Origin of the sequence: Intestinirhabdus alba (assembly GCF_009711095.1) — a bacterium.
Taxonomy (GTDB): domain Bacteria; phylum Pseudomonadota; class Gammaproteobacteria; order Enterobacterales; family Enterobacteriaceae; genus Intestinirhabdus; species Intestinirhabdus alba.
In genome coordinates, this window is sequence record NZ_WMJZ01000002.1 from 155,799 (window position 1) to 173,728 (window position 17,930).

Genomic DNA, 17,930 nt, shown 5'->3' on the forward strand with positions numbered 1-17,930 from the left:
CTCCGCAACGCGGGGCGTTTGAGATTTTATTATGCTAATCAAGTTATTAACAAAAGTATTCGGTAGTCGTAACGATCGTACGCTGCGTCGTATGCGTAAAGCGGTCAGCCTCATCAATGCCATGGAACCGGAGATGGAAAAACTCTCCGATGAGGCGCTGAAGGGCAAAACCAACGAATTTCGCGCGCGCATTGAAAAAGGCGAAAGCGTTGAGAGTTTGATTCCGGAAGCCTTTGCCGTGGTTCGTGAAGCCAGTAAGCGCGTGTTTGGCATGCGTCACTTTGACGTACAGTTGCTGGGCGGCATGGTGCTGAACGATCGCTGTATTGCGGAGATGCGCACCGGTGAAGGTAAAACCCTGACCGCAACGCTGCCCGCCTACCTGAACGCGCTGAGCGGGAAAGGCGTGCACGTGGTGACCGTGAACGACTATCTGGCGCAGCGCGACGCCGAAAACAACCGCCCGCTGTTTGAGTTCCTCGGCATGTCCGTAGGCATTAACCTGCCGGGAATGCCGGCACCGGCGAAGCGTGAAGCCTATGCGGCCGATATTACCTACGGCACCAACAACGAATACGGCTTTGACTACCTGCGTGACAACATGGCCTTTAGTCCGGAAGAGCGCGTTCAGCGTAAGCTGCACTATGCGCTGGTGGATGAGGTCGACTCGATTTTAATCGACGAAGCGCGTACCCCGCTGATCATTTCCGGCCCGGCGGAAGACAGCTCGGAGATGTACAAAAAAGTCAATAAAATCATCCCGCATCTGATCCGCCAGGACAAAGAAGATTCTGAAACCTTCCAGGGCGAAGGCCACTTTTCCGTCGACGAAAAAGCGCGCCAGGTCAACCTGACCGAGCGTGGGCTGATACTGATTGAAGAGCTGCTGGTCAAAGAAGGCATTATGGAAGAGGGCGAATCGCTGTATTCGCCGGGCAACATCATGCTGATGCACCACGTCACCGCCGCGCTGCGCGCTCATGCGCTGTTTACCCGCGATGTGGACTATATCGTGAAGGATGGCGAAGTCATTATCGTCGATGAGCACACCGGCCGTACCATGCAGGGTCGTCGCTGGTCCGACGGCCTGCACCAGGCGGTGGAGGCGAAAGAGGGCGTGGAGATCCAGAATGAGAACCAGACTCTGGCCTCCATCACCTTCCAGAACTACTTCCGTCTGTATGAAAAGCTGGCCGGTATGACCGGCACCGCCGATACCGAGGCCTTTGAATTCAGTTCTATCTATAAGCTGGACACCGTGGTTGTGCCAACTAACCGGCCGATGATCCGTAAGGATATGCCGGATCTGGTCTACATGACCGAAGCGGAAAAAATTCAGGCCATTATTGAAGATATCAGAGAGCGTACCGCCAGGGGCCAGCCGGTGCTGGTGGGCACCATCTCTATCGAGAAGTCCGAAGTCGTCTCGAACGAGCTGACCAAAGCGGGCATCAAACATAACGTACTGAACGCCAAATTCCACGCGAACGAAGCGGCGATCGTCGCCCAGGCGGGGTATCCGGCGGCGGTGACCATTGCCACTAACATGGCGGGTCGCGGTACGGATATTGTGCTCGGCGGCAGCTGGCAGGCAGAAGTCGCCGCGCTGGAAAACCCAACGCCCGAGCAGGTAGCGCAGATTAAAGCGGACTGGCAGGTGCGTCATGAGGCGGTGCTGGCCGCCGGCGGCCTGCATATTATTGGCACCGAGCGCCATGAATCCCGCCGTATTGATAACCAGCTGCGCGGTCGTTCCGGCCGTCAGGGCGATGCGGGTTCCTCCCGCTTCTATCTGTCGATGGAAGATGCCCTGATGCGTATTTTTGCCTCCGATCGCGTTTCCGGCATGATGCGTAAGCTGGGAATGAAGCCGGGAGAGGCGATTGAGCATCCGTGGGTGACCAAAGCGATCGCCAACGCCCAGCGTAAAGTTGAAAGCCGCAACTTTGACATCCGTAAGCAGCTGCTGGAGTACGACGATGTAGCCAACGACCAGCGTCGCGCCATTTACAGCCAGCGTAACGAGCTGCTGGACGTCTCCGACGTTAGCGAAACCATCAACAGCATTCGGGAAGATGTCTTTAAGGCCACCATTGACGCCTATATCCCGCCTCAGTCGCTGGAAGAAATGTGGGATGTTGTCGGCCTGCAGGAGCGGCTGAAAAACGATTTCGATCTTGATATGCCGATTGCCGAGTGGCTGGATAAAGAGCCGGAGCTGCATGAAGAGACGCTGCGCGAGCGCATTCTGGCTCAGGCCATTGAGGTTTATCAGCGTAAAGAAGAGATCGTCGGCGTTGAGATGATGCGCCATTTTGAAAAGGGCGTCATGCTGCAAACCCTGGACTCTTTGTGGAAAGAGCACCTGGCGGCGATGGACTATCTGCGCCAGGGGATCCACCTGCGCGGTTATGCGCAGAAAGATCCAAAGCAGGAGTACAAGCGCGAATCCTTCTCCATGTTTGCGGCGATGCTGGAATCGCTGAAGTATGAAGTGATCAGTACGCTGAGCAAGGTTCAGGTGCGGATGCCGGAAGAGGTTGAGGCCATGGAGCAACAGCGCCGTGAAGAAGCCGAACGTCTGGCGCAGATGCAGCAACTGAGCCATCAGAATGATGATGCCGCCGCTGCCGCCGCCCTGGCCGCGCAAACGGGCGATCGTAAGGTAGGACGCAACGATCCGTGCCCCTGCGGCTCCGGTAAAAAATACAAACAGTGCCACGGTCGCCTGAGCTAAGGGCGGAGTCGCAACCATAAGGCGCGGGAAACTGCGCCTTTTTTATGGATACAACAGGATGAAAACGCTGCAGATTGCCGTGGGAATTATCCGTAACCCGCAGGACGAAATTTTTGTTACCCGACGCGCCGCCGACGTTCATATGGCAAACCGGCTGGAGTTTCCCGGCGGTAAGATCGAACCACTGGAAACGCCGGAGCAGGCGCTGGCGCGTGAACTACGGGAAGAGGTGGGAATTACGCCCCTCGAGATATCGCTGTTCGAAAAGCTGGAGTATCAGTTTCCGGACCGGCATCTCACGCTCTGGTTCTGGCTGGTGGAGCGCTGGGAGGGTGAACCCTGGGGACGGGAGGGGCAGCCGGGGCAGTGGATTGCGCAACGCGCGCTGGATGCCGAAGCGTTTCCTCCCGCCAATAAGCCGGTTATCAATAGACTTATGGCGGGGCAGAGCGCGACTGGATAAATGGCGTTGCCTGGGTAACGTCGCCTGGCAACGTTACTCCTGATCTTCGCTCCAGCCGTCGCTATCCGACAGGTCGCCGCTGCTGGGAATACGCTTCTCTTCGGCGGCCCACTCTCCCAAATCTATCAGCTGACAGCGTTTGGAGCAGAACGGGCGGAACGGGCTAATTTCGCCCCAGACGACGGTTTTCCCACAGGTGGGGCAGTTAACGGTAATCGTTTCACTCATGTTGACTCCTTAGCAGCAGGCCAGCTCAAAGTCGAGACGTTCCGGCACCAGGCCGTGCTCGCTGTCCAGCGGTATAAAGCGAATGGCAAACCGGCTCTTATGCCCGGAAATCTGCGGATAAAGCTCCGAATCCAGCGTCAGCATCAGGCGCAGCAGATCGGCGTCTTCACCGTTATCCTGATAAAAACCGTTCAGGCTGGTTTGCCTGCGAAACGGCGCGGAGTGGCGAATCAGATCGAGAATGAGCGTCAGCGCCTGGCTGAGCGGCTCCAGGCTGGCAAGCCAGGCTTCGATCTGGGCGTTGCGCTTCGCCTGGGGCAGATGCAGCCAGATATGCAGCGTTGGTAAATCAAAGCTGCAGCAGCCGCCGGGAATGCTCAGCCGCTGGCGCACCAGAGCGATCAGCCGATCTTCGCGCAGCTGCTGCCCAGGGCGAGGTGCTGATATCAGAACGCTGCCTGCGGTTTTAAGCTGCTGATGCAGGATTTCAATTCGGCTCTGATCGACGCCGGGTACGGCCACCCACGCCTGAAGTTTGCGCTGCTGCCGCTCCAGCTCCTTAAGCAGTTCCGTGCGGACTTCACCACGCTCGAACACGTCCAATAAATCCCCGACATGGCGAAAAAAATGCAGCGCGCCGGCATGATTGGCGATGGGTAAGTTGGCGGAGAGCTGCTGGAGCAAGAACTCAATGCGCAGCCATGTGCGCATCTTCTCGTTGAGCGGGTGTTCAAAAAGGACCTGGGTGTGCATTACGGTTTTTCCTGTGAGACAAACTGCGCCGCCAGCGCTAAATAGCGGGCGTGCAGGCGGGCGACATCCGATGCGATGGCATCCGGCGCGCCATTATTATCGATAACATCGTCTGCGACGGCAAGGCGCGCTTCGCGCGTTGCCTGGGCGGCAAGGATCTGTTCAACATGCCTGCGCGAAACGCCATCGCGTAACATTGTCCTTTGGCGCTGCGTCTCGGGCGTGACGTCCACCACCAGAACGCGGTTCGCTTTTTTATACAGCGCGTTTTCAACCAGCAGCGGGACGACCCACAGCAGATATGGTGAGGAGACTCGCTGTAGCTGGCGCTGGGTCTCCTGCTGAATCAGAGGATGTAGCAGGGCATCCAGCCAGGCCTTCTCTTCCGGCTGTGAAAAGATGCGTTCACGTAGAAGGCGGCGCTGCAGCGTACCGTCTGCAGCAATAAGCTGGGGGCCGAAATGGTCCGCTATCGCCTTAAGGGCGGGCGTACCGGGCTCCACCACCTGACGTGCGATGATATCGGCGTCTATGACGTTAATTCCGAGGTCGGCGAATGCGTTTGCAACGGTGCTTTTGCCACTGCCAATGCCGCCGGTTAAGGCTACCGTATACCTCATAGGTGTAGATTCCGGGAATTAATACCCAAAGGGTTAAATTGTATGCGCGTCAGGCAGAGGCGGATACACTGCATATCCACTCTTCGTCAGGTAAATTTCTGAGATTGTATCGTAAAAAAAGAAAATTTCGCAGTCTTGCGCGGCATTGATTAGTGCGTATGATAGCGTCACTGGAGTTGTGAGTTTCGCTTTTTCGCCATTAACCCCAGGAATCTGCACATGCGTATCGAAGAAGATCTGAAGTTAGGTTTTAAAGACGTTCTTATTCGTCCCAAGCGTTCTACTCTCAAAAGTCGTTCCGAAGTTGAACTGGAACGTCAGTTTACCTTTAAACATTCAGGTCAGACCTGGTCCGGCGTACCGATCATTGCTGCCAATATGGATACCGTCGGCACCTTCGGTATGGCCGCCGCCCTGGCTTCTTTCGACATCCTGACCGCCGTGCATAAGCACTATTCCGTTGAAGAGTGGCAGGGCTTTATCAGCAGTGCCTCTGCTGACGTTCTGAAGCACGTGATGGTGTCCACCGGCACTTCCGACGCCGATTTTGAAAAAACTAAACGCATTCTGGCTCTTAATCCGGCGCTGAACTTCGTCTGCATTGACGTGGCGAACGGTTACTCGGAGCACTTCGTGCAGTTTGTCGCTAAAGCGCGTGAAGCATGGCCGACGAAAACCCTGTGCGCCGGCAACGTGGTTACCGGCGAAATGTGTGAGGAGCTGGTCCTTTCCGGTGCCGATATTGTGAAGGTCGGAATTGGCCCCGGCTCCGTATGCACCACCCGGGTGAAAACCGGCGTCGGCTATCCGCAGCTCTCCGCCGTTATCGAATGCGCGGACGCCGCCCATGGGCTGGGCGGCACCATCGTCAGCGACGGTGGTTGCACCATGCCGGGCGACGTGGCGAAGGCCTTCGGCGGCGGTGCGGACTTTGTCATGCTGGGTGGGATGCTGGCCGGTCACGAAGAGAGCGGCGGTAAAATTATTGAAGAGAACGGCGAGAAATTTATGCTGTTCTACGGCATGAGCTCCGAGTCGGCGATGAATCGCCACGTTGGCGGCGTGGCGGGCTATCGCGCTGCGGAGGGGAAAACCGTCAGGCTGCCGCTGCGTGGGCCGGTGGAAAATACCGCCCGCGATATTCTCGGCGGCCTGCGCTCCGCCTGCACCTACGTTGGTGCGTCTCGTCTGAAAGAGCTGACCAAGCGTACAACCTTTATCCGCGTGCAGGAGCAGGAAAACCGCGTTTTCAACAGCCTGTAGCCGTACCGTGCCGGCGCTGACGACGCGCCGGCCCTTATGAGCGTCAACGCCACGCCCGGTTAAGGGGCCGGGCCTTGCTTACCCCATCCCGCTCATCGCATCTCCCAGATGAAAAATCGGTAAATACATGGCGACCACCAGCGTGCCGATAATCACACCCGTAACGATCAGTAGCGCAGGTTCCAGCAGCGCCGCCAGATTATCCGCCAGCGCCAGCGTGCTTTCACTGTGATGGCGCGCAAGGCTGCTCAGCATGGTGTCCAGCGAGCCGGAGGCCTCTCCCGTTTTTACCAGCTGCAGGCAAAGCGGGCTGAACTCCCCGGCATTTTTCAGCGCCAGCCACACCGGCTGACCGGCGCTGATATCCCGCTGTACCTGCGTCAGCAGCTGCGACCAGTATGGGCAGTCCAGCGTCTCTCTGACGCTTTCCACTCCCTGGACAAAGGCAACGCCGGCGTTTTGAGTAAGGGCAAGTACAGTGAATATCTGGGTTAACTTTTGCCCGCGCATCAGACGACCGACGAGCGGCGTGCGAAGCAGCAGGCGCTGGCGCTGAATGAGCCACGCCGGCTTTCGCCGCAGCAGCCTGTTGGCAAGGGCCGCTGTCGCCCCGATGGGCAGTAGCAGCCAGCCCCAGCGGCCGCTGAAGGCGGCCAGCGCGATAATCCCCTGCGTCAGCGCCGGCAGCGGCGTGTTAAAGGTGCTGTAAATAGCGGCAAACTCTGGTAGCACAAAATGTAGCATGGCCAGCACCACCAGCAGCGCCATGGTTAAAATAATCAGCGGATAACGCAGCGCCTTCCTTACTTTAACGGCAAGCTGACGCTGGGCCTCCTGCTGACGGGCCAGCTCAAAACAGCACGTATCCAGCCCGCCGGTCAGCTCTCCGGTACGGATCATCGCCTGATATAGCGGCGGAAACACCTGAGGCCACTGTGCCAGCGTGCTGGAAAAGGGCACGCCCTGCTCCAGCTCTGAAACCAGCGTCTGCAGCAGCGCCTGCCATTGCCTGCTGGGATGCTGCCCGGCGAGCAGGGTCAGCCCTTCTGTGAGCGTGAGGCCCGCTTTCAGCAGCGTTGCCAGCTGATGTATTAGCGCGGCGCTTTTGTCAGTTGACCACAGGGCGGCTTTTACGCCCAGGCGCTTTATACGCAAAGGCGCAATCTGACGCCGTTCCAGCATGCTGGACAGCAGCTCGCGGTTTTCCGCCCACTGAGCGCCTTCGCAGGCTTCGCCTTCGCTGCCGATCCCCTGCCAGTGCCAGAGCTGCTTAGCGGGCATGAGGAATCCCCAGAACGCGGATTATCTCTTCAAACGTGGTTAGCCCCTGCGCGACGGCCTCACAGCCGTTGGCAAACAGCGTGCGCATACCTGTCTGCTGCGCGTGAGCCTCCAGCGCTTCGGCTTCGCTCCCGCTAGCAATCAGCTGACGTAGCGAGAGGGTAATTGGCATAACCTCAAACAGCGCCGTACGGCCATAAAAACCGTGATAGCAGCGTTCGCAGCCGCCCGCCCGCCAGCGCGGCAGCGGCGTGGCCCACAGGGCGGCGGGAAGCGTAATGGGATCGTCAACCAGATGGCGGCAGTGCGGGCAGAGCTTTCTGACCAGCCGCTGGGCCACCGTTAGCGTCAGCGCCGAAGAGAGCATCCAACTGGCGATCCCCATCTGCTGCAGACGCACCAGCGTTTCGCTGGTGGAGTTAGTATGCAGCGTGGAGAGGACCAGATGCCCGGTTTGTGCAGCTTTAATCGCGATTTCTGCCGTCTCGCCGTCGCGGATCTCGCCGATCATAATCACATCCGGATCCTGACGCAGCAGCGCGCGCAGTACGCCCTGAAAGGTGAGCCCGGCGCGCGGATTGACCTGCGTCTGGTTTAGCCCTTCAATGGGGATTTCAACCGGGTCCTCCACGCTGCAAAGATTGACCTCCGGCGTGTTGCGCGTCTGCAGCGCGCTATAGAGGGTGACGGTTTTACCGCTTCCGGTCGGCCCGGTTACCAGCACCAGGCCCTGGGGCTGTCGCAGTGCCTGGGTGAAGGCGGCCAACTGATCCTCCTGCATGCCCAGCGCTTTTATCTCCAGCGGCTGGGTAACCTGATGCAGCAGCCGCAGCACCGCCTTTTCTCCGCCCCGGCAGGGAAGGGTGGCGAGGCGAAAAGAGACCGGGCTGTCTGAAAGCGTGACGGTGAACTGCCCGTCCTGCGGGAGCCGATGCTCGGCGATATCCAGATTGCCCAGCACCTTAAGCCGGGCCGTCAGGGCCGCTCCCGTCTCTGGCGCGAGATCCGGCAGGGCGTGCAGCACGCCGTCCACCCGCAGACGAACCCGGTAGCGATGCTCCGTCGGTTCAATATGGATATCGGAGGCGCGCTTCGTCAGCGCCGTCTGCAGGATCTGATTCAGCAATACGGCTACGTCGGGACTCTGTTCCGGGATGACGCTGGCGAACGCTTTTCCCGGCTGCTGCGAGTGGCGCTCCATCTGCTGGCGGGTCCAGCAGTCGATTTTGATACGTCTTTGGGTGGCGAAACGCAGGGCATCCTGCAGGTTTACAGAGGGCGCATCCTGCACGGCGATGTGGACGGTCTCGCCGTCTGCGCTGAGGACAATTGCCTGATGGCGCTGGCATAACGCCAGAAGCTGTGCGTCTGTCATCTTCTCTCCTGCTCAGCGTTAAAGCGGAAGACATCTTCGCAGGCCTGCTGCAGCGCGCTATCGTTCTGGATGCGGCAGAGGCGCGTCCAGCCGGTAATACCGCTGGCGTTATCCCATTGCGGGGTCAGCTCGATGCTCAGACCGTTGAGGCTCTCCTGGCCGGTCAGCGTTACCGCGCCGTTCAGAATGCTTACGCCTGAGACATAGCGGGAGGTGGTCGCCGGCGGAATACCGTTGCTGCCCGCATTGCAGGAGGCGATGCCGCCATGATCCAGCGCGCACAGCTCAACGGCGGTGCGGTAAGGGACAAATATTTGCAGCATATCCGTCAGCGCCGCTTTGCGCAGGTAGTTCTGGTAAGCGGGGATACCGATCGCGCTAAGGATAGCGATAATGCCGATAACCACCATCAGTTCGATAAGCGTAAATCCGCGTTGTTTGTCCATAGGTTCGCTCCTTAAGTAGGGAGGCGTTACTTTGGCAAATGTGCGCGGCGCGCGGCGAGTGGAAAAACAGAAAGTAAGGAGCGCGATTCCACGAATATTTAATGAATTACACGATCAAAAATGCAAATTGCGGGGCGGCTCGGGAAAATGCGCCCGGCGAGAGGCTTTTGTCAGGAGGCGTCGCGAAAACGCATAGAGAGAGCCAGCGGGGGGAGATGTTCCGTCAGCGCGTTCACGGAGATAAAATCAACGCCGGTTTCCGCCCATTCCCGCAGCCTCTCGCGGCTGACGCTGGCGCTTACGGCCAGGCGCGCCCGGCCATAAGCGCGATGAACCGCTTCGCGTATCTGTGCCGTTTCGGCGCTGTTCAGCATGATGATATCCGCCCCCGCCTTCAGCGCCTCGTCCAGCCCGGCGAGATCGTTCACCGGGACCGCTATTGGTACGTCCGGGTGCAGCCAGAAGGCTTTTTCAACCGCCTGGCGAATCGAACCGCAGTCGATAATATGGTTCTCCGGGAGCAGATAGGTATCGGATAACGCCAGCCGACGGCTGCCGCAGAGGGCGGCGTATTGCAGGGCGGAGCGGAATCCGGGCCGGGGGCTGCGCCTGTCCAGCAGCTGGGTTTGCGTGCCCGTCAGCAGCCTGACGTAGTCGTGCACCGCGCTGGCAACGCCGGAAAGCGTCTGCGCGAAGCTGAGCGCGGAGCGTTCGCCAGCCAGCAGCAGGTGAGAGGGGCCTTCCAGTTCAAACAGCGGCTGATTCGCCCGGATAATATCGCCATCCTTAACGTGCCAGGTCATAACGACATCGTCGCCGGCCAGCTGGATAAAAACCTCTTCAACCCAGCGCTTGCCGCAAAATACACCCTTCTCGCGGGGGATAACCGTGGCCTGTGAGCGGGCGCTCTCAGAGAGCCGGGGGGCGGTGATAGCGCTACCTGTGTCTGCCTCTCCACCCAGGTCGTTACGCAGCGCCCGGGCGACGGCGGTGGAAATATCCAGACCGATCCGTTCCAGCAGGGCGTCACGTGGGTCATCAGGATTATAACGACGGGGCGGCATGGCTGGCTCCAGATAGCTGACGAATGATAAGGAAGAAATATGCTACTCTGAACCGGCTATTTGCACCATATACCCGTCATACTTCAGGTTGCATGTGCGTTGGCTTTATTCGGCACTGGGCCTTACCCTTCGGGGCCAGCGATACAGATATTTTAGCCCTCTCACGAGGTAGATAAGGAGATACTTCATGCTGTTGGATAAGGGCTGGCTGACGGAGGCGCGGCGCGTGCTCTCGCCGCATTACGACTGCCGTCCTGATGAGGAAGCCCCTTCGCTGCTGGTTGTGCATAATATCAGCCTGCCGCCCGGCGAGTTCGGCGGCCCGTGGATCGACGCCCTGTTTAGCGGAACCCTCGATCCCCACGCCCATCCTTTTTTCGCCGAAATTGCCCATCTGCGCGTTTCGGCCCATTGCCTGATTCGCCGGGATGGCGAAATTATCCAGTATGTTCCATTTGATAAGCGCGCGTGGCACGCGGGCGTTTCGTCCTGGCAGGGGCGTGAGCGCTGCAATGATTTTTCCATCGGTATCGAGCTGGAAGGGACAGATACGCTGCCCTATACCGACGTGCAGTATCAGCAGCTGGCCGCCGTAACCCGCGCGCTGCTAAAGCGCTACCCGGCCCTTGCCGATAACATGACCGGACACTGCAATATTGCCCCCGGGCGCAAGACCGATCCTGGACCCGCGTTTGACTGGGAGACGTTTCGCGCTCTGCTTGCCGCCTCGTCACACAAGGAGATGACATGACGCTGTTTACAACGCTACTGGTGCTGATCGTCGAGCGCCTTTTTAAGCTGGGAGAGCACTGGCAGTTCGATCACCGGCTGGAGGCGATTTTTCGCCGGATCCACCATTTCTCGGCGGCGCGTACGCTGGGAATGATGATCTTTGTGATGGCGATAACCTTTCTGCTGCTGTACGCGCTGGAAGGGGTGCTGTTTAACGTGCTGTCGCTGGTGGCGTGGATCCTGATCGGCCTGCTGTGCATCGGCGCGGGCAAGGTCCGCCTGCACTACCACGCTTATCTTACGGCGGCCTCCCGCGGTGATGCCCATGCGTACAAGGCGATGGCCAGCGAGCTGACGCTGATTCACGGCGTGCCGCCGGACTGCGGCGAGCGTGAGTTTCTGCGCGAGCTGCAGAATGCGCTGCTGTGGATAAACTTTCGCTTTTACTTGGCACCGCTGTTCTGGCTGATCGTTGGCGGGCCGTGGGGACCGGTGACCCTGGTGGGCTACGCCTTTTTACGCGCCTGGCAGTCATGGCTGGCGCGCTATATGACCCCGCAACAGCGCCAGCAGTCCGCCATTGACGCCGTGCTGCACGTGCTGGACTGGGTTCCGGTGCGGCTGGCGGGGGTGGTGTATGCTCTGCTGGGGCACGGTGAAAAAGCGCTGCCCGCCTGGTTTGCCTCGCTGACGGATCGGCATACCTCGCAGTATCAGGTACTGACCCGGCTGGCGCAGTTCTCTCTGGCACGCGAACCCCATACCGACAGCGTTGAAACGCCGAAATCTGCCGTCTCAATGGCCCGGAAAACGTCGTTCACGTTGGTGGTGATAATTGCGCTATTGACCCTTTACGGCACGCTGGTTTAAGCCTGGCTCCCCTCACCCGCGGTGGGGGAGGGGAGCGTCTCTTAACCACTCGTGAGCAGTTCGTCAGAAGCCGCTCCTCTGGCTCTCCACACAGCGTTTCTAATGTGCTTTTACCACTCCGGCGCTTTTCTGTTTGCACAGAAAGCCGATGCCCAGCACCACCAGCCAGACCGGGATCAGGTAGACCGAGATTGCCATGCCTGGCGTGATAAGCATAATCACCAGCACTGCCGCCATAAAAATCAGGCAGATCCAGTTGCCGACCGGGTAGAACAGCGCCGGGAAGCGCGGCGTCATTCCCTGCCGCTGCCTGGCGCGGCGAAACTTGATATGCGCCAGGCTGATCATGGCCCAGTTGATGAGCAGGGCCGATACCACCAGCGCCATCAACAGGCTGAAGGCGGACTGTGGCGCAACGTAGTTAATCAGTACGCACAGTGCGGTGACCAGCGCCGAAACCAGAATGGTGTTTACCGGTACGCCGCGTTTATCCACCGACATCAACGCCTTCGGCGCGTTGCCCTGCTGTGCCAGGCCGAACAGCATACGGCTATTGCAATAGACGCAGCTGTTATACACAGAGAGCGCGGCGGTCAGCACCACGACGTTGAGGGCATTGGCGACGAAGGTGTCGCCCAGTTCATGGAAGATGAGGACAAACGGGCTGGTGTCGGCGGTTACGCGGGTCCAGGGCAGCAGGGAGAGCAGGATCGCCAGCGAGCCTACATAAAAGATCAGGATCCGCCAGATAACCTGGTTGGTCGCTTTCGGAATGCTCTGTTGCGGATTATCGGCCTCGGCGGCGGTGATCCCCACCAGCTCCAGACCGCCGAATGAGAACATAATAATCGCCATCATCATCACCAGCCCCGTCAGGCCGTGCGGCAGAAAGCCGCCGTGTTCCCAGAGGTTGCGCACCGTGGCCTGCGGGCCGCCGCTGCCGCTGAACAGCAGCCAGCCGCCGAACAGAATCATCGCGACGACGGCGATTACTTTAATAATAGCGAACCAGAACTCCATCTCGCCAAACACTTTGACGTTGGTCAGGTTAACGGCGTTGATGAGTAAGAAGAACGCCGCAGCGGAGGCCCAGGTCGGGATTTCCGGCCACCAGAACTGAATATATTTACCGACGGCGGTCAGCTCCGCCATGGCCACCAGCACGTAAAGCACCCAGTAGTTCCAGCCGGAGGCAAATCCGGCAAAGCTACCCCAGTACTTATAGGCAAAGTGGCTGAATGAACCGGCGACCGGCTCTTCGACGACCATTTCCCCCAGCTGGCGCATAATCATAAAGGCAATAAATCCGGCGATAGCGTATCCCAGAATAATGCCGGGACCGGCGGACTGGATAACGGAGGCGCTTCCCAGGAACAAACCCGTCCCTATCGCGCCGCCCAGCGCGATAAGCTGAATATGTCGATTTTTAAGACCGCGCTTTAGCTGCTCGCCGTGCTGTTGACCTTCCATCATAAAACCTCGTGTGTGGTTTACTCTCGCCGCTTCGGGCCGCTTTGCCGCAAGGGACCGATCCGCGTGAGTCATTACTTTTTAAGCTACGCGGTGATGCGTGTGTAAGTGTGTTATTCCGTTTTTGTATTTTTTTCTTTACAGCGACTTTCATGGAAATGCTGATAAAGCTCTTTTACGTGGACAAGAATAATGGTATGCGGCGGCGAATGCACCTGCTTTATGAAGCGCGAAGAGCGGCTTGCCTAAAAAGAGAGCATGTGTAAATCAATTACAAAGCGCTGGTAACGGCGATATTGCTTATATTATTCATGTTTATTGAATATAAATTCATAATTGCCGCAGGTGAATCGGTTCAGATGAGATTTTTCTACGTTTCAAATTAGTTAAAACAAATTTTTTACAGGTAAATTTAACATTTGCAATAAGTTACATGTTTGGGGTGTTTGGCCTGGTTACTTGTTAAAAAGTGCCGGGTTTAGTGATTTCAATCAAAAGCTGTATGGACACAAGGTGAATACTTTGTTACTTTAGCGTCACAGATAAAGAATTGGTAAGACCAATTAACTCCAGGCAAATGGTTTAAGACAGGACCGCATGGCCTATAGCAAAATCCGCCAACCCAAACTATCCGATGTCATTGAGCAACAGCTGGAGTTTTTAATTCTGGAGGGGACCCTGCGCCCCGGTGAAAAACTCCCGCCGGAGCGCGAACTGGCGAAGAAGTTCGACGTTTCCCGCCCCTCTCTGCGCGAGGCGATCCAGCGTCTCGAAGCGAAGGGGCTGTTGCTGCGTCGTCAGGGCGGCGGCACTTTTGTTCAGAACAGCCTTTGGCAGAGCTTTAGCGACCCGCTGGTAGCGCTGCTGTCCGGACATCCTGAATCCCAGTTCGATCTGCTGGAGACGCGCCATGCGCTGGAAGGCATTGCCGCCTACTATGCGGCGCTGCGCTGCACGGATGAGGACAAAGTCCGCATTCGCGAGCTGCATCATGCGATTGAGCTGGCTCAGCAGTCCGGCGATCTGGATGCGGAGTCCGACGCGGTGCTCCAGTATCAGATTGCCGTTACCGAGGCGGCCCACAATGTCGTTCTGCTCCATCTGCTAAGGTGTATGGAGCCAATGCTGGCGCAGAACGTCCGTCAGAACTTTGAATTGCTCTATTCGCGTCGCGAAATGCTGCCGCTGGTAAGCAGTCACCGCACCCGCATTTTTGAAGCGATTATTGCCGGTAAGCCCGAAGAGGCGCGCGAGGCTTCGCATCGCCACCTTGCGTTTATCGAAGAGATTCTGCTGGACCGTAGCCGCGAGCAGAGCCGTCGCGAACGCGCTCTGCGCCGCCTGGAGCAGCGAAAAAATTAGTGATTTTTCTGGCAGCACGTTTACCAGAAGATGTTGTAAATCACGCGCATGAAAAGCGCGCGGCAACAAAAAGCCAGGTTCGCAGGCGATGTTATTCGCCGCCGAGGTCCGGAGAGCACCCGCTAACGCGCGCTGCGTTTAGCGCGCGCCGGCAGAAGGGCGTAGCGACCCGCGTGATGTAAGCGTCGGTCAGTTTACGCCGTTCAGGATCCGCGTGGGGTTGTAACAATTGCGCCTGATGAGCCAGGCTATACCCTTAATAATTCAGGTGGCATAAAGGCGGTAAACCAACGCACGTGCGGCCTGAAGTATAACGGGTAGATAACGCAGAACCTGTCTTATTGCGTTTTTCAGTTCCGACTGATGCAGGTTGTATGACAAGGCAAGTGAGCAAGCCTCCGGACGTAGAGCAAAGGATGCGGCCGGAACCCGGAATGGATCTTAACGCCGTGGAACGGCGACCCGGAAGGGTGAAACGCATGGAAGCGCCGGGCAGCCTGGCGGCCGGTCAGGATACAGCATGAAGCGCGGGGCGTGTGAAAACGCAATGGGACAGGTTCCAGATAACTCAACGTATTAGATAGATAAGGAATACCCCCATGTCAGAACGTTTCCAGAATGACGTGGATCCGATCGAAACCCGCGACTGGCTACAGGCGATCGAATCGGTCATCCGTGAAGAAGGTGTTGAGCGCGCTCAGTATTTGATTGACCAGCTGCTTTCAGAGGCCCGCAAAGGCGGCGTGAAGGTGGCGGCAGGTGCCGGAGCCAGCAACTACGTCAACACCATTGCCGTTGAAGACGAGCCGGAGTATCCCGGTAATCTGGATCTGGAGCGCCGTATTCGTACCGCCATCCGCTGGAACGCCATTATGACCGTCCTGCGGGCCTCTAAAAAAGATCTTGAGCTGGGCGGTCACATGGCTTCCTTCCAGTCCTCCGCCACGATCTATGAAGTGTGCTTCAACCACTTTTTCCGCGCCCGCAACGAGCAGGACGGCGGCGACCTGGTTTACTTCCAGGGCCATATCTCTCCCGGCATCTACGCGCGCGCCTTCCTGGAAGGTCGCCTGAGCGAAGAGCAGATGAATAACTTCCGTCAGGAAGTTCACGGCCACGGCCTTCCTTCTTATCCGCACCCGAAACTGCTGCCGGAGTTCTGGCAGTTCCCGACCGTCTCCATGGGGCTCGGCCCCATCGGCGCGATCTACCAGGCGAAGTTCCTGAAATATCTGGAGCACCGCGGCCTGAAGGATACCTCTAAGCAGACCGTTTACGCTTTCCTTGGCGACGGTGAAATGGACGAGCCGGAATCCAAGGGCGCGATCACTATCGCCACCCGCGAGAAGCTGGATAACCTGGTCTTTATTATCAACTGTAACCTGCAGCGTCTCGACGGTCCGGTCACCGGTAACGGCAAAATCGTTAACGAACTGGAAGGCATCTTCGACGGCGCAGGCTGGAACGTGATTAAGGTCATGTGGGGCTCCCGTTGGGACGAGCTGCTGCGTAAAGATACCAGCGGCAAGCTGATCCAACTGATGAATGAAACCGTTGACGGCGACTACCAGACCTTCAAATCCAAAGACGGCGCGTACGTGCGCGAGCACTTCTTCGGTAAATATCCGGAAACCGCCGCGCTGGTCGCCGACTGGACCGACGAGCAGATCTGGGCGCTGAACCGCGGCGGCCACGATCCGAAGAAAGTCTACGCGGCGCTGAAAAAAGCGCAGGAAACCAAAGGCAAAGCTACCGTCATCCTCGCCCATACCATTAAAGGTTACGGCATGGGCGACTCTGCCGAAGGTAAAAACATCGCCCACCAGGTGAAGAAAATGAACATGGACGGCGTTCGCTACGTCCGCGATCGTTTCAACGTGCCGGTAGCCGATGCCGATATCGAAAAACTGCCGTTCATTACCTTCCCGGAAGGGTCTGAAGAGCATACCTATCTGCACGCCCAGCGTCAGAAGCTGCACGGCTATCTGCCGAGCCGCCAGCCGAAGTTTACCGAAAAGCTGGAGCTGCCTCAGCTTGAGGACTTTAGCGCGCTGCTGGAAGAGCAGAGCAAAGAGATCTCCACCACCATCGCCTTCGTTCGCGCCCTGAACGTGATGCTGAAGAACAAGTCGATCAAAGACAGGCTGGTGCCGATCATCGCCGATGAGGCGCGTACCTTCGGTATGGAAGGCCTGTTCCGCCAGATTGGTATCTACAGCCCGAACGGCCAGCAGTACACCCCGCAGGACCGTGAGCAGGTGGCGTACTACAAAGAAGATGAGAAGGGTCAGATCCTGCAGGAAGGGATTAACGAGCTGGGCGCAGGCGCTTCCTGGCTGGCGGCGGCAACCTCTTACAGCACCAACAACCTGCCGATGATCCCGTTCTATATCTACTACTCGATGTTCGGCTTCCAGCGTATCGGCGACCTGTGCTGGGCGGCGGGCGACCAGCAGGCGCGCGGCTTCCTGATCGGCGGCACCTCCGGACGTACTACCCTGAACGGCGAAGGTCTGCAGCACGAAGATGGCCACAGCCATATTCAGTCGCTGACCATCCCGAACTGTATCTCTTACGATCCCTCCTACGCCTATGAAGTCGCGGTCATCATGCACGACGGCCTGGAGCGTATGTACGGCGAGAAGCAAGAGAACGTTTACTATTACATCACCACGCTGAACGAAAACTACCACATGCCGGCGATGCCGGAAGGTGCCGAGGAGGGTATCCGTAAGGGTATCTATAAACTCGAAACCCTGGCAGGCAGCAAAGGTAAGGTTCAGCTGCTTGGCTCCGGCTCCATTCTGCGCCACGTCCGCGAAGCGGCAGAGATTCTGGCGAAGGACTACGGCGTTGGTTCCGACGTCTACAGCGTCACCTCCTTCACCGAGCTGGCGCGCGACGGCCAGGATTGCGAACGCTGGAACATGCTGCATCCGCTGGAAACCCCGCGCGTACCGTACATCGCTCAGGTCATGAACGATGCGCCGGCCGTTGCCTCCACGGACTATATGAAGCTGTTCGCCGAGCAGGTGCGCACCTACGTGCCGGCTGATGACTATCGCGTGCTGGGCACCGACGGTTTTGGTCGTTCCGACAGCCGTGAAAACCTGCGTCACCACTTCGAAGTTGACGCATCCTACGTGGTGGTTGCGGCGCTGGGTGAACTGGCTAAACGTGGCGAAATCGATAAGAAAGTGGTGGCAGAGGCTATCACCCGATTCAACATCGATGCAGATAAAGTTAACCCGCGTCTGGCGTAAGAG

Annotated in this window: 15 protein-coding genes; 7 read left to right on the forward strand and 8 right to left on the reverse strand. The window is 58.0% G+C overall.

The genetic code is table 11. The features are described from left to right. Nucleotides 1-31 precede the first annotated feature (31 nt). Both secA and mutT read left to right on the forward strand, forming a co-directional pair. On the forward strand, nt 32-2,737 hold the full coding sequence (gene secA / locus GJV78_RS02340; protein ID WP_155106804.1) for a preprotein translocase subunit SecA: 2,706 nt from the start codon (nt 32-34) through the stop codon (nt 2,735-2,737). Between the two features lie 58 nt (nt 2,738-2,795). Next, nucleotides 2,796-3,200, forward strand: a complete 405-nt coding sequence (mutT, locus tag GJV78_RS02345; RefSeq protein WP_155106805.1) for an 8-oxo-dGTP diphosphatase MutT — start codon at nt 2,796-2,798, stop codon at nt 3,198-3,200. Nucleotides 3,201-3,233: 33 nt separating this feature from the next. On the opposite strand, the gene yacG is transcribed toward mutT, so the two are convergent. Genes yacG through coaE form a run of 3 tightly spaced genes read right to left on the reverse strand, consistent with a single transcriptional unit; the run spans nt 3,234 to nt 4,801 of the window. Next, nucleotides 3,234-3,428 (reverse strand): DNA gyrase inhibitor YacG, encoded by a 195-nt coding sequence (gene yacG, locus GJV78_RS02350; RefSeq protein WP_155106806.1) that lies wholly within the window; start codon nt 3,426-3,428, stop codon nt 3,234-3,236. Nucleotides 3,429-3,437: 9 nt separating this feature from the next. After that, nucleotides 3,438-4,181: a cell division protein ZapD gene (gene zapD, locus GJV78_RS02355; RefSeq protein WP_155106807.1), complete on the reverse strand. Its 744-nt coding sequence runs from the start codon at nt 4,179-4,181 to the stop codon at nt 3,438-3,440. Continuing rightward, nucleotides 4,181-4,801, reverse strand: coding sequence for a dephospho-CoA kinase (gene coaE, locus GJV78_RS02360; RefSeq protein WP_155106808.1), 621 nt, complete (start codon nt 4,799-4,801; stop codon nt 4,181-4,183). The genes zapD and coaE overlap by 1 nt, the downstream gene beginning before the upstream one ends. A gap of 219 nt (nt 4,802-5,020) precedes the next feature. On the opposite strand from coaE, the gene GJV78_RS02365 reads away from it, so the two are divergent. Continuing rightward, complete coding sequence (locus GJV78_RS02365) at nt 5,021-6,064, forward strand: GMP reductase (protein ID WP_155106809.1); 1,044 nt, start codon at nt 5,021-5,023, stop codon at nt 6,062-6,064. 78 nt (nt 6,065-6,142) lie between these two features. Here GJV78_RS02365 and hofC read toward each other — a convergent pair whose 3' ends face one another. From hofC to nadC, 4 genes are all read right to left on the reverse strand, one after another. Beyond that, nucleotides 6,143-7,345, reverse strand: coding sequence for a protein transport protein HofC (gene hofC / locus GJV78_RS02370; protein ID WP_155106810.1), 1,203 nt, complete (start codon nt 7,343-7,345; stop codon nt 6,143-6,145). Then, complete coding sequence (gene gspE / locus GJV78_RS02375; protein ID WP_155106811.1) at nt 7,335-8,720, reverse strand: type II secretion system protein GspE; 1,386 nt, start codon at nt 8,718-8,720, stop codon at nt 7,335-7,337. Before gspE ends, hofC begins: the two co-directional genes overlap by 11 nt. Continuing rightward, the gene (gene ppdD, locus GJV78_RS02380) at nt 8,717-9,166 is read right to left on the reverse strand and encodes a prepilin peptidase-dependent pilin (protein ID WP_155106812.1); all 450 of its coding nucleotides are present in this window, start codon (nt 9,164-9,166) and stop codon (nt 8,717-8,719) included. Before ppdD ends, gspE begins: the two co-directional genes overlap by 4 nt. 170 nt (nt 9,167-9,336) lie before the next feature. Beyond that, a complete protein-coding gene (nadC, locus tag GJV78_RS02385; RefSeq protein WP_155106813.1) occupies nt 9,337-10,230 on the reverse strand; it encodes a carboxylating nicotinate-nucleotide diphosphorylase in 894 nt (297 codons plus the stop codon). A 187-nt stretch (nt 10,231-10,417) separates the two neighbouring features. On the opposite strand from nadC, the gene ampD reads away from it, so the two are divergent. Both ampD and ampE read left to right on the forward strand, forming a co-directional pair. Continuing rightward, complete coding sequence (gene ampD, locus GJV78_RS02390; protein ID WP_155106814.1) at nt 10,418-10,981, forward strand: 1,6-anhydro-N-acetylmuramyl-L-alanine amidase AmpD; 564 nt, start codon at nt 10,418-10,420, stop codon at nt 10,979-10,981. Next, on the forward strand, nt 10,978-11,832 hold the full coding sequence (gene ampE / locus GJV78_RS02395; protein ID WP_155106815.1) for a beta-lactamase regulator AmpE: 855 nt from the start codon (nt 10,978-10,980) through the stop codon (nt 11,830-11,832). Before ampD ends, ampE begins: the two co-directional genes overlap by 4 nt. A gap of 99 nt (nt 11,833-11,931) precedes the next feature. Here the strand turns inward: ampE and aroP are convergent, their stop codons facing one another. After that, nucleotides 11,932-13,305 (reverse strand): aromatic amino acid transporter AroP, encoded by a 1,374-nt coding sequence (gene aroP, locus GJV78_RS02400; protein ID WP_155106816.1) that lies wholly within the window; start codon nt 13,303-13,305, stop codon nt 11,932-11,934. 594 nt (nt 13,306-13,899) lie between these two features. On the opposite strand from aroP, the gene pdhR reads away from it, so the two are divergent. Both pdhR and aceE read left to right on the forward strand, forming a co-directional pair. Then, nucleotides 13,900-14,664: a pyruvate dehydrogenase complex transcriptional repressor PdhR gene (pdhR, locus tag GJV78_RS02405; protein ID WP_155106817.1), complete on the forward strand. Its 765-nt coding sequence runs from the start codon at nt 13,900-13,902 to the stop codon at nt 14,662-14,664. Nucleotides 14,665-15,263: 599 nt separating this feature from the next. Beyond that, complete coding sequence (aceE, locus tag GJV78_RS02410; RefSeq protein ID WP_155106818.1) at nt 15,264-17,927, forward strand: pyruvate dehydrogenase (acetyl-transferring), homodimeric type; 2,664 nt, start codon at nt 15,264-15,266, stop codon at nt 17,925-17,927. Nucleotides 17,928-17,930: the final 3 nt, after the last annotated feature.

What these genes read in the sequence shown, in the direction of transcription:
- pdhR (WP_155106817.1), top strand. Translation starts at nt 13,900, where the DNA reads ATGGCCTATAGCAAAATCCGCCAACCCAAACTATCCGATGTCATTGAG.
- aroP (WP_155106816.1), bottom strand. Translation starts at nt 13,305, where the DNA reads ATGATGGAAGGTCAACAGCACGGCGAGCAGCTAAAGCGCGGTCTTAAA.
- yacG (WP_155106806.1), bottom strand. Translation starts at nt 3,428, where the DNA reads ATGAGTGAAACGATTACCGTTAACTGCCCCACCTGTGGGAAAACCGTC.
- GJV78_RS02365 (WP_155106809.1), top strand. Translation starts at nt 5,021, where the DNA reads ATGCGTATCGAAGAAGATCTGAAGTTAGGTTTTAAAGACGTTCTTATT.
- mutT (WP_155106805.1), top strand. Translation starts at nt 2,796, where the DNA reads ATGAAAACGCTGCAGATTGCCGTGGGAATTATCCGTAACCCGCAGGAC.
- ppdD (WP_155106812.1), bottom strand. Translation starts at nt 9,166, where the DNA reads ATGGACAAACAACGCGGATTTACGCTTATCGAACTGATGGTGGTTATC.
- ampD (WP_155106814.1), top strand. Translation starts at nt 10,418, where the DNA reads ATGCTGTTGGATAAGGGCTGGCTGACGGAGGCGCGGCGCGTGCTCTCG.
- ampE (WP_155106815.1), top strand. Translation starts at nt 10,978, where the DNA reads ATGACGCTGTTTACAACGCTACTGGTGCTGATCGTCGAGCGCCTTTTT.
- aceE (WP_155106818.1), top strand. Translation starts at nt 15,264, where the DNA reads ATGTCAGAACGTTTCCAGAATGACGTGGATCCGATCGAAACCCGCGAC.
- nadC (WP_155106813.1), bottom strand. Translation starts at nt 10,230, where the DNA reads ATGCCGCCCCGTCGTTATAATCCTGATGACCCACGTGACGCCCTGCTG.
- secA (WP_155106804.1), top strand. Translation starts at nt 32, where the DNA reads ATGCTAATCAAGTTATTAACAAAAGTATTCGGTAGTCGTAACGATCGT.
- hofC (WP_155106810.1), bottom strand. Translation starts at nt 7,345, where the DNA reads ATGCCCGCTAAGCAGCTCTGGCACTGGCAGGGGATCGGCAGCGAAGGC.
- zapD (WP_155106807.1), bottom strand. Translation starts at nt 4,181, where the DNA reads ATGCACACCCAGGTCCTTTTTGAACACCCGCTCAACGAGAAGATGCGC.
- gspE (WP_155106811.1), bottom strand. Translation starts at nt 8,720, where the DNA reads ATGACAGACGCACAGCTTCTGGCGTTATGCCAGCGCCATCAGGCAATT.
- coaE (WP_155106808.1), bottom strand. Translation starts at nt 4,801, where the DNA reads ATGAGGTATACGGTAGCCTTAACCGGCGGCATTGGCAGTGGCAAAAGC.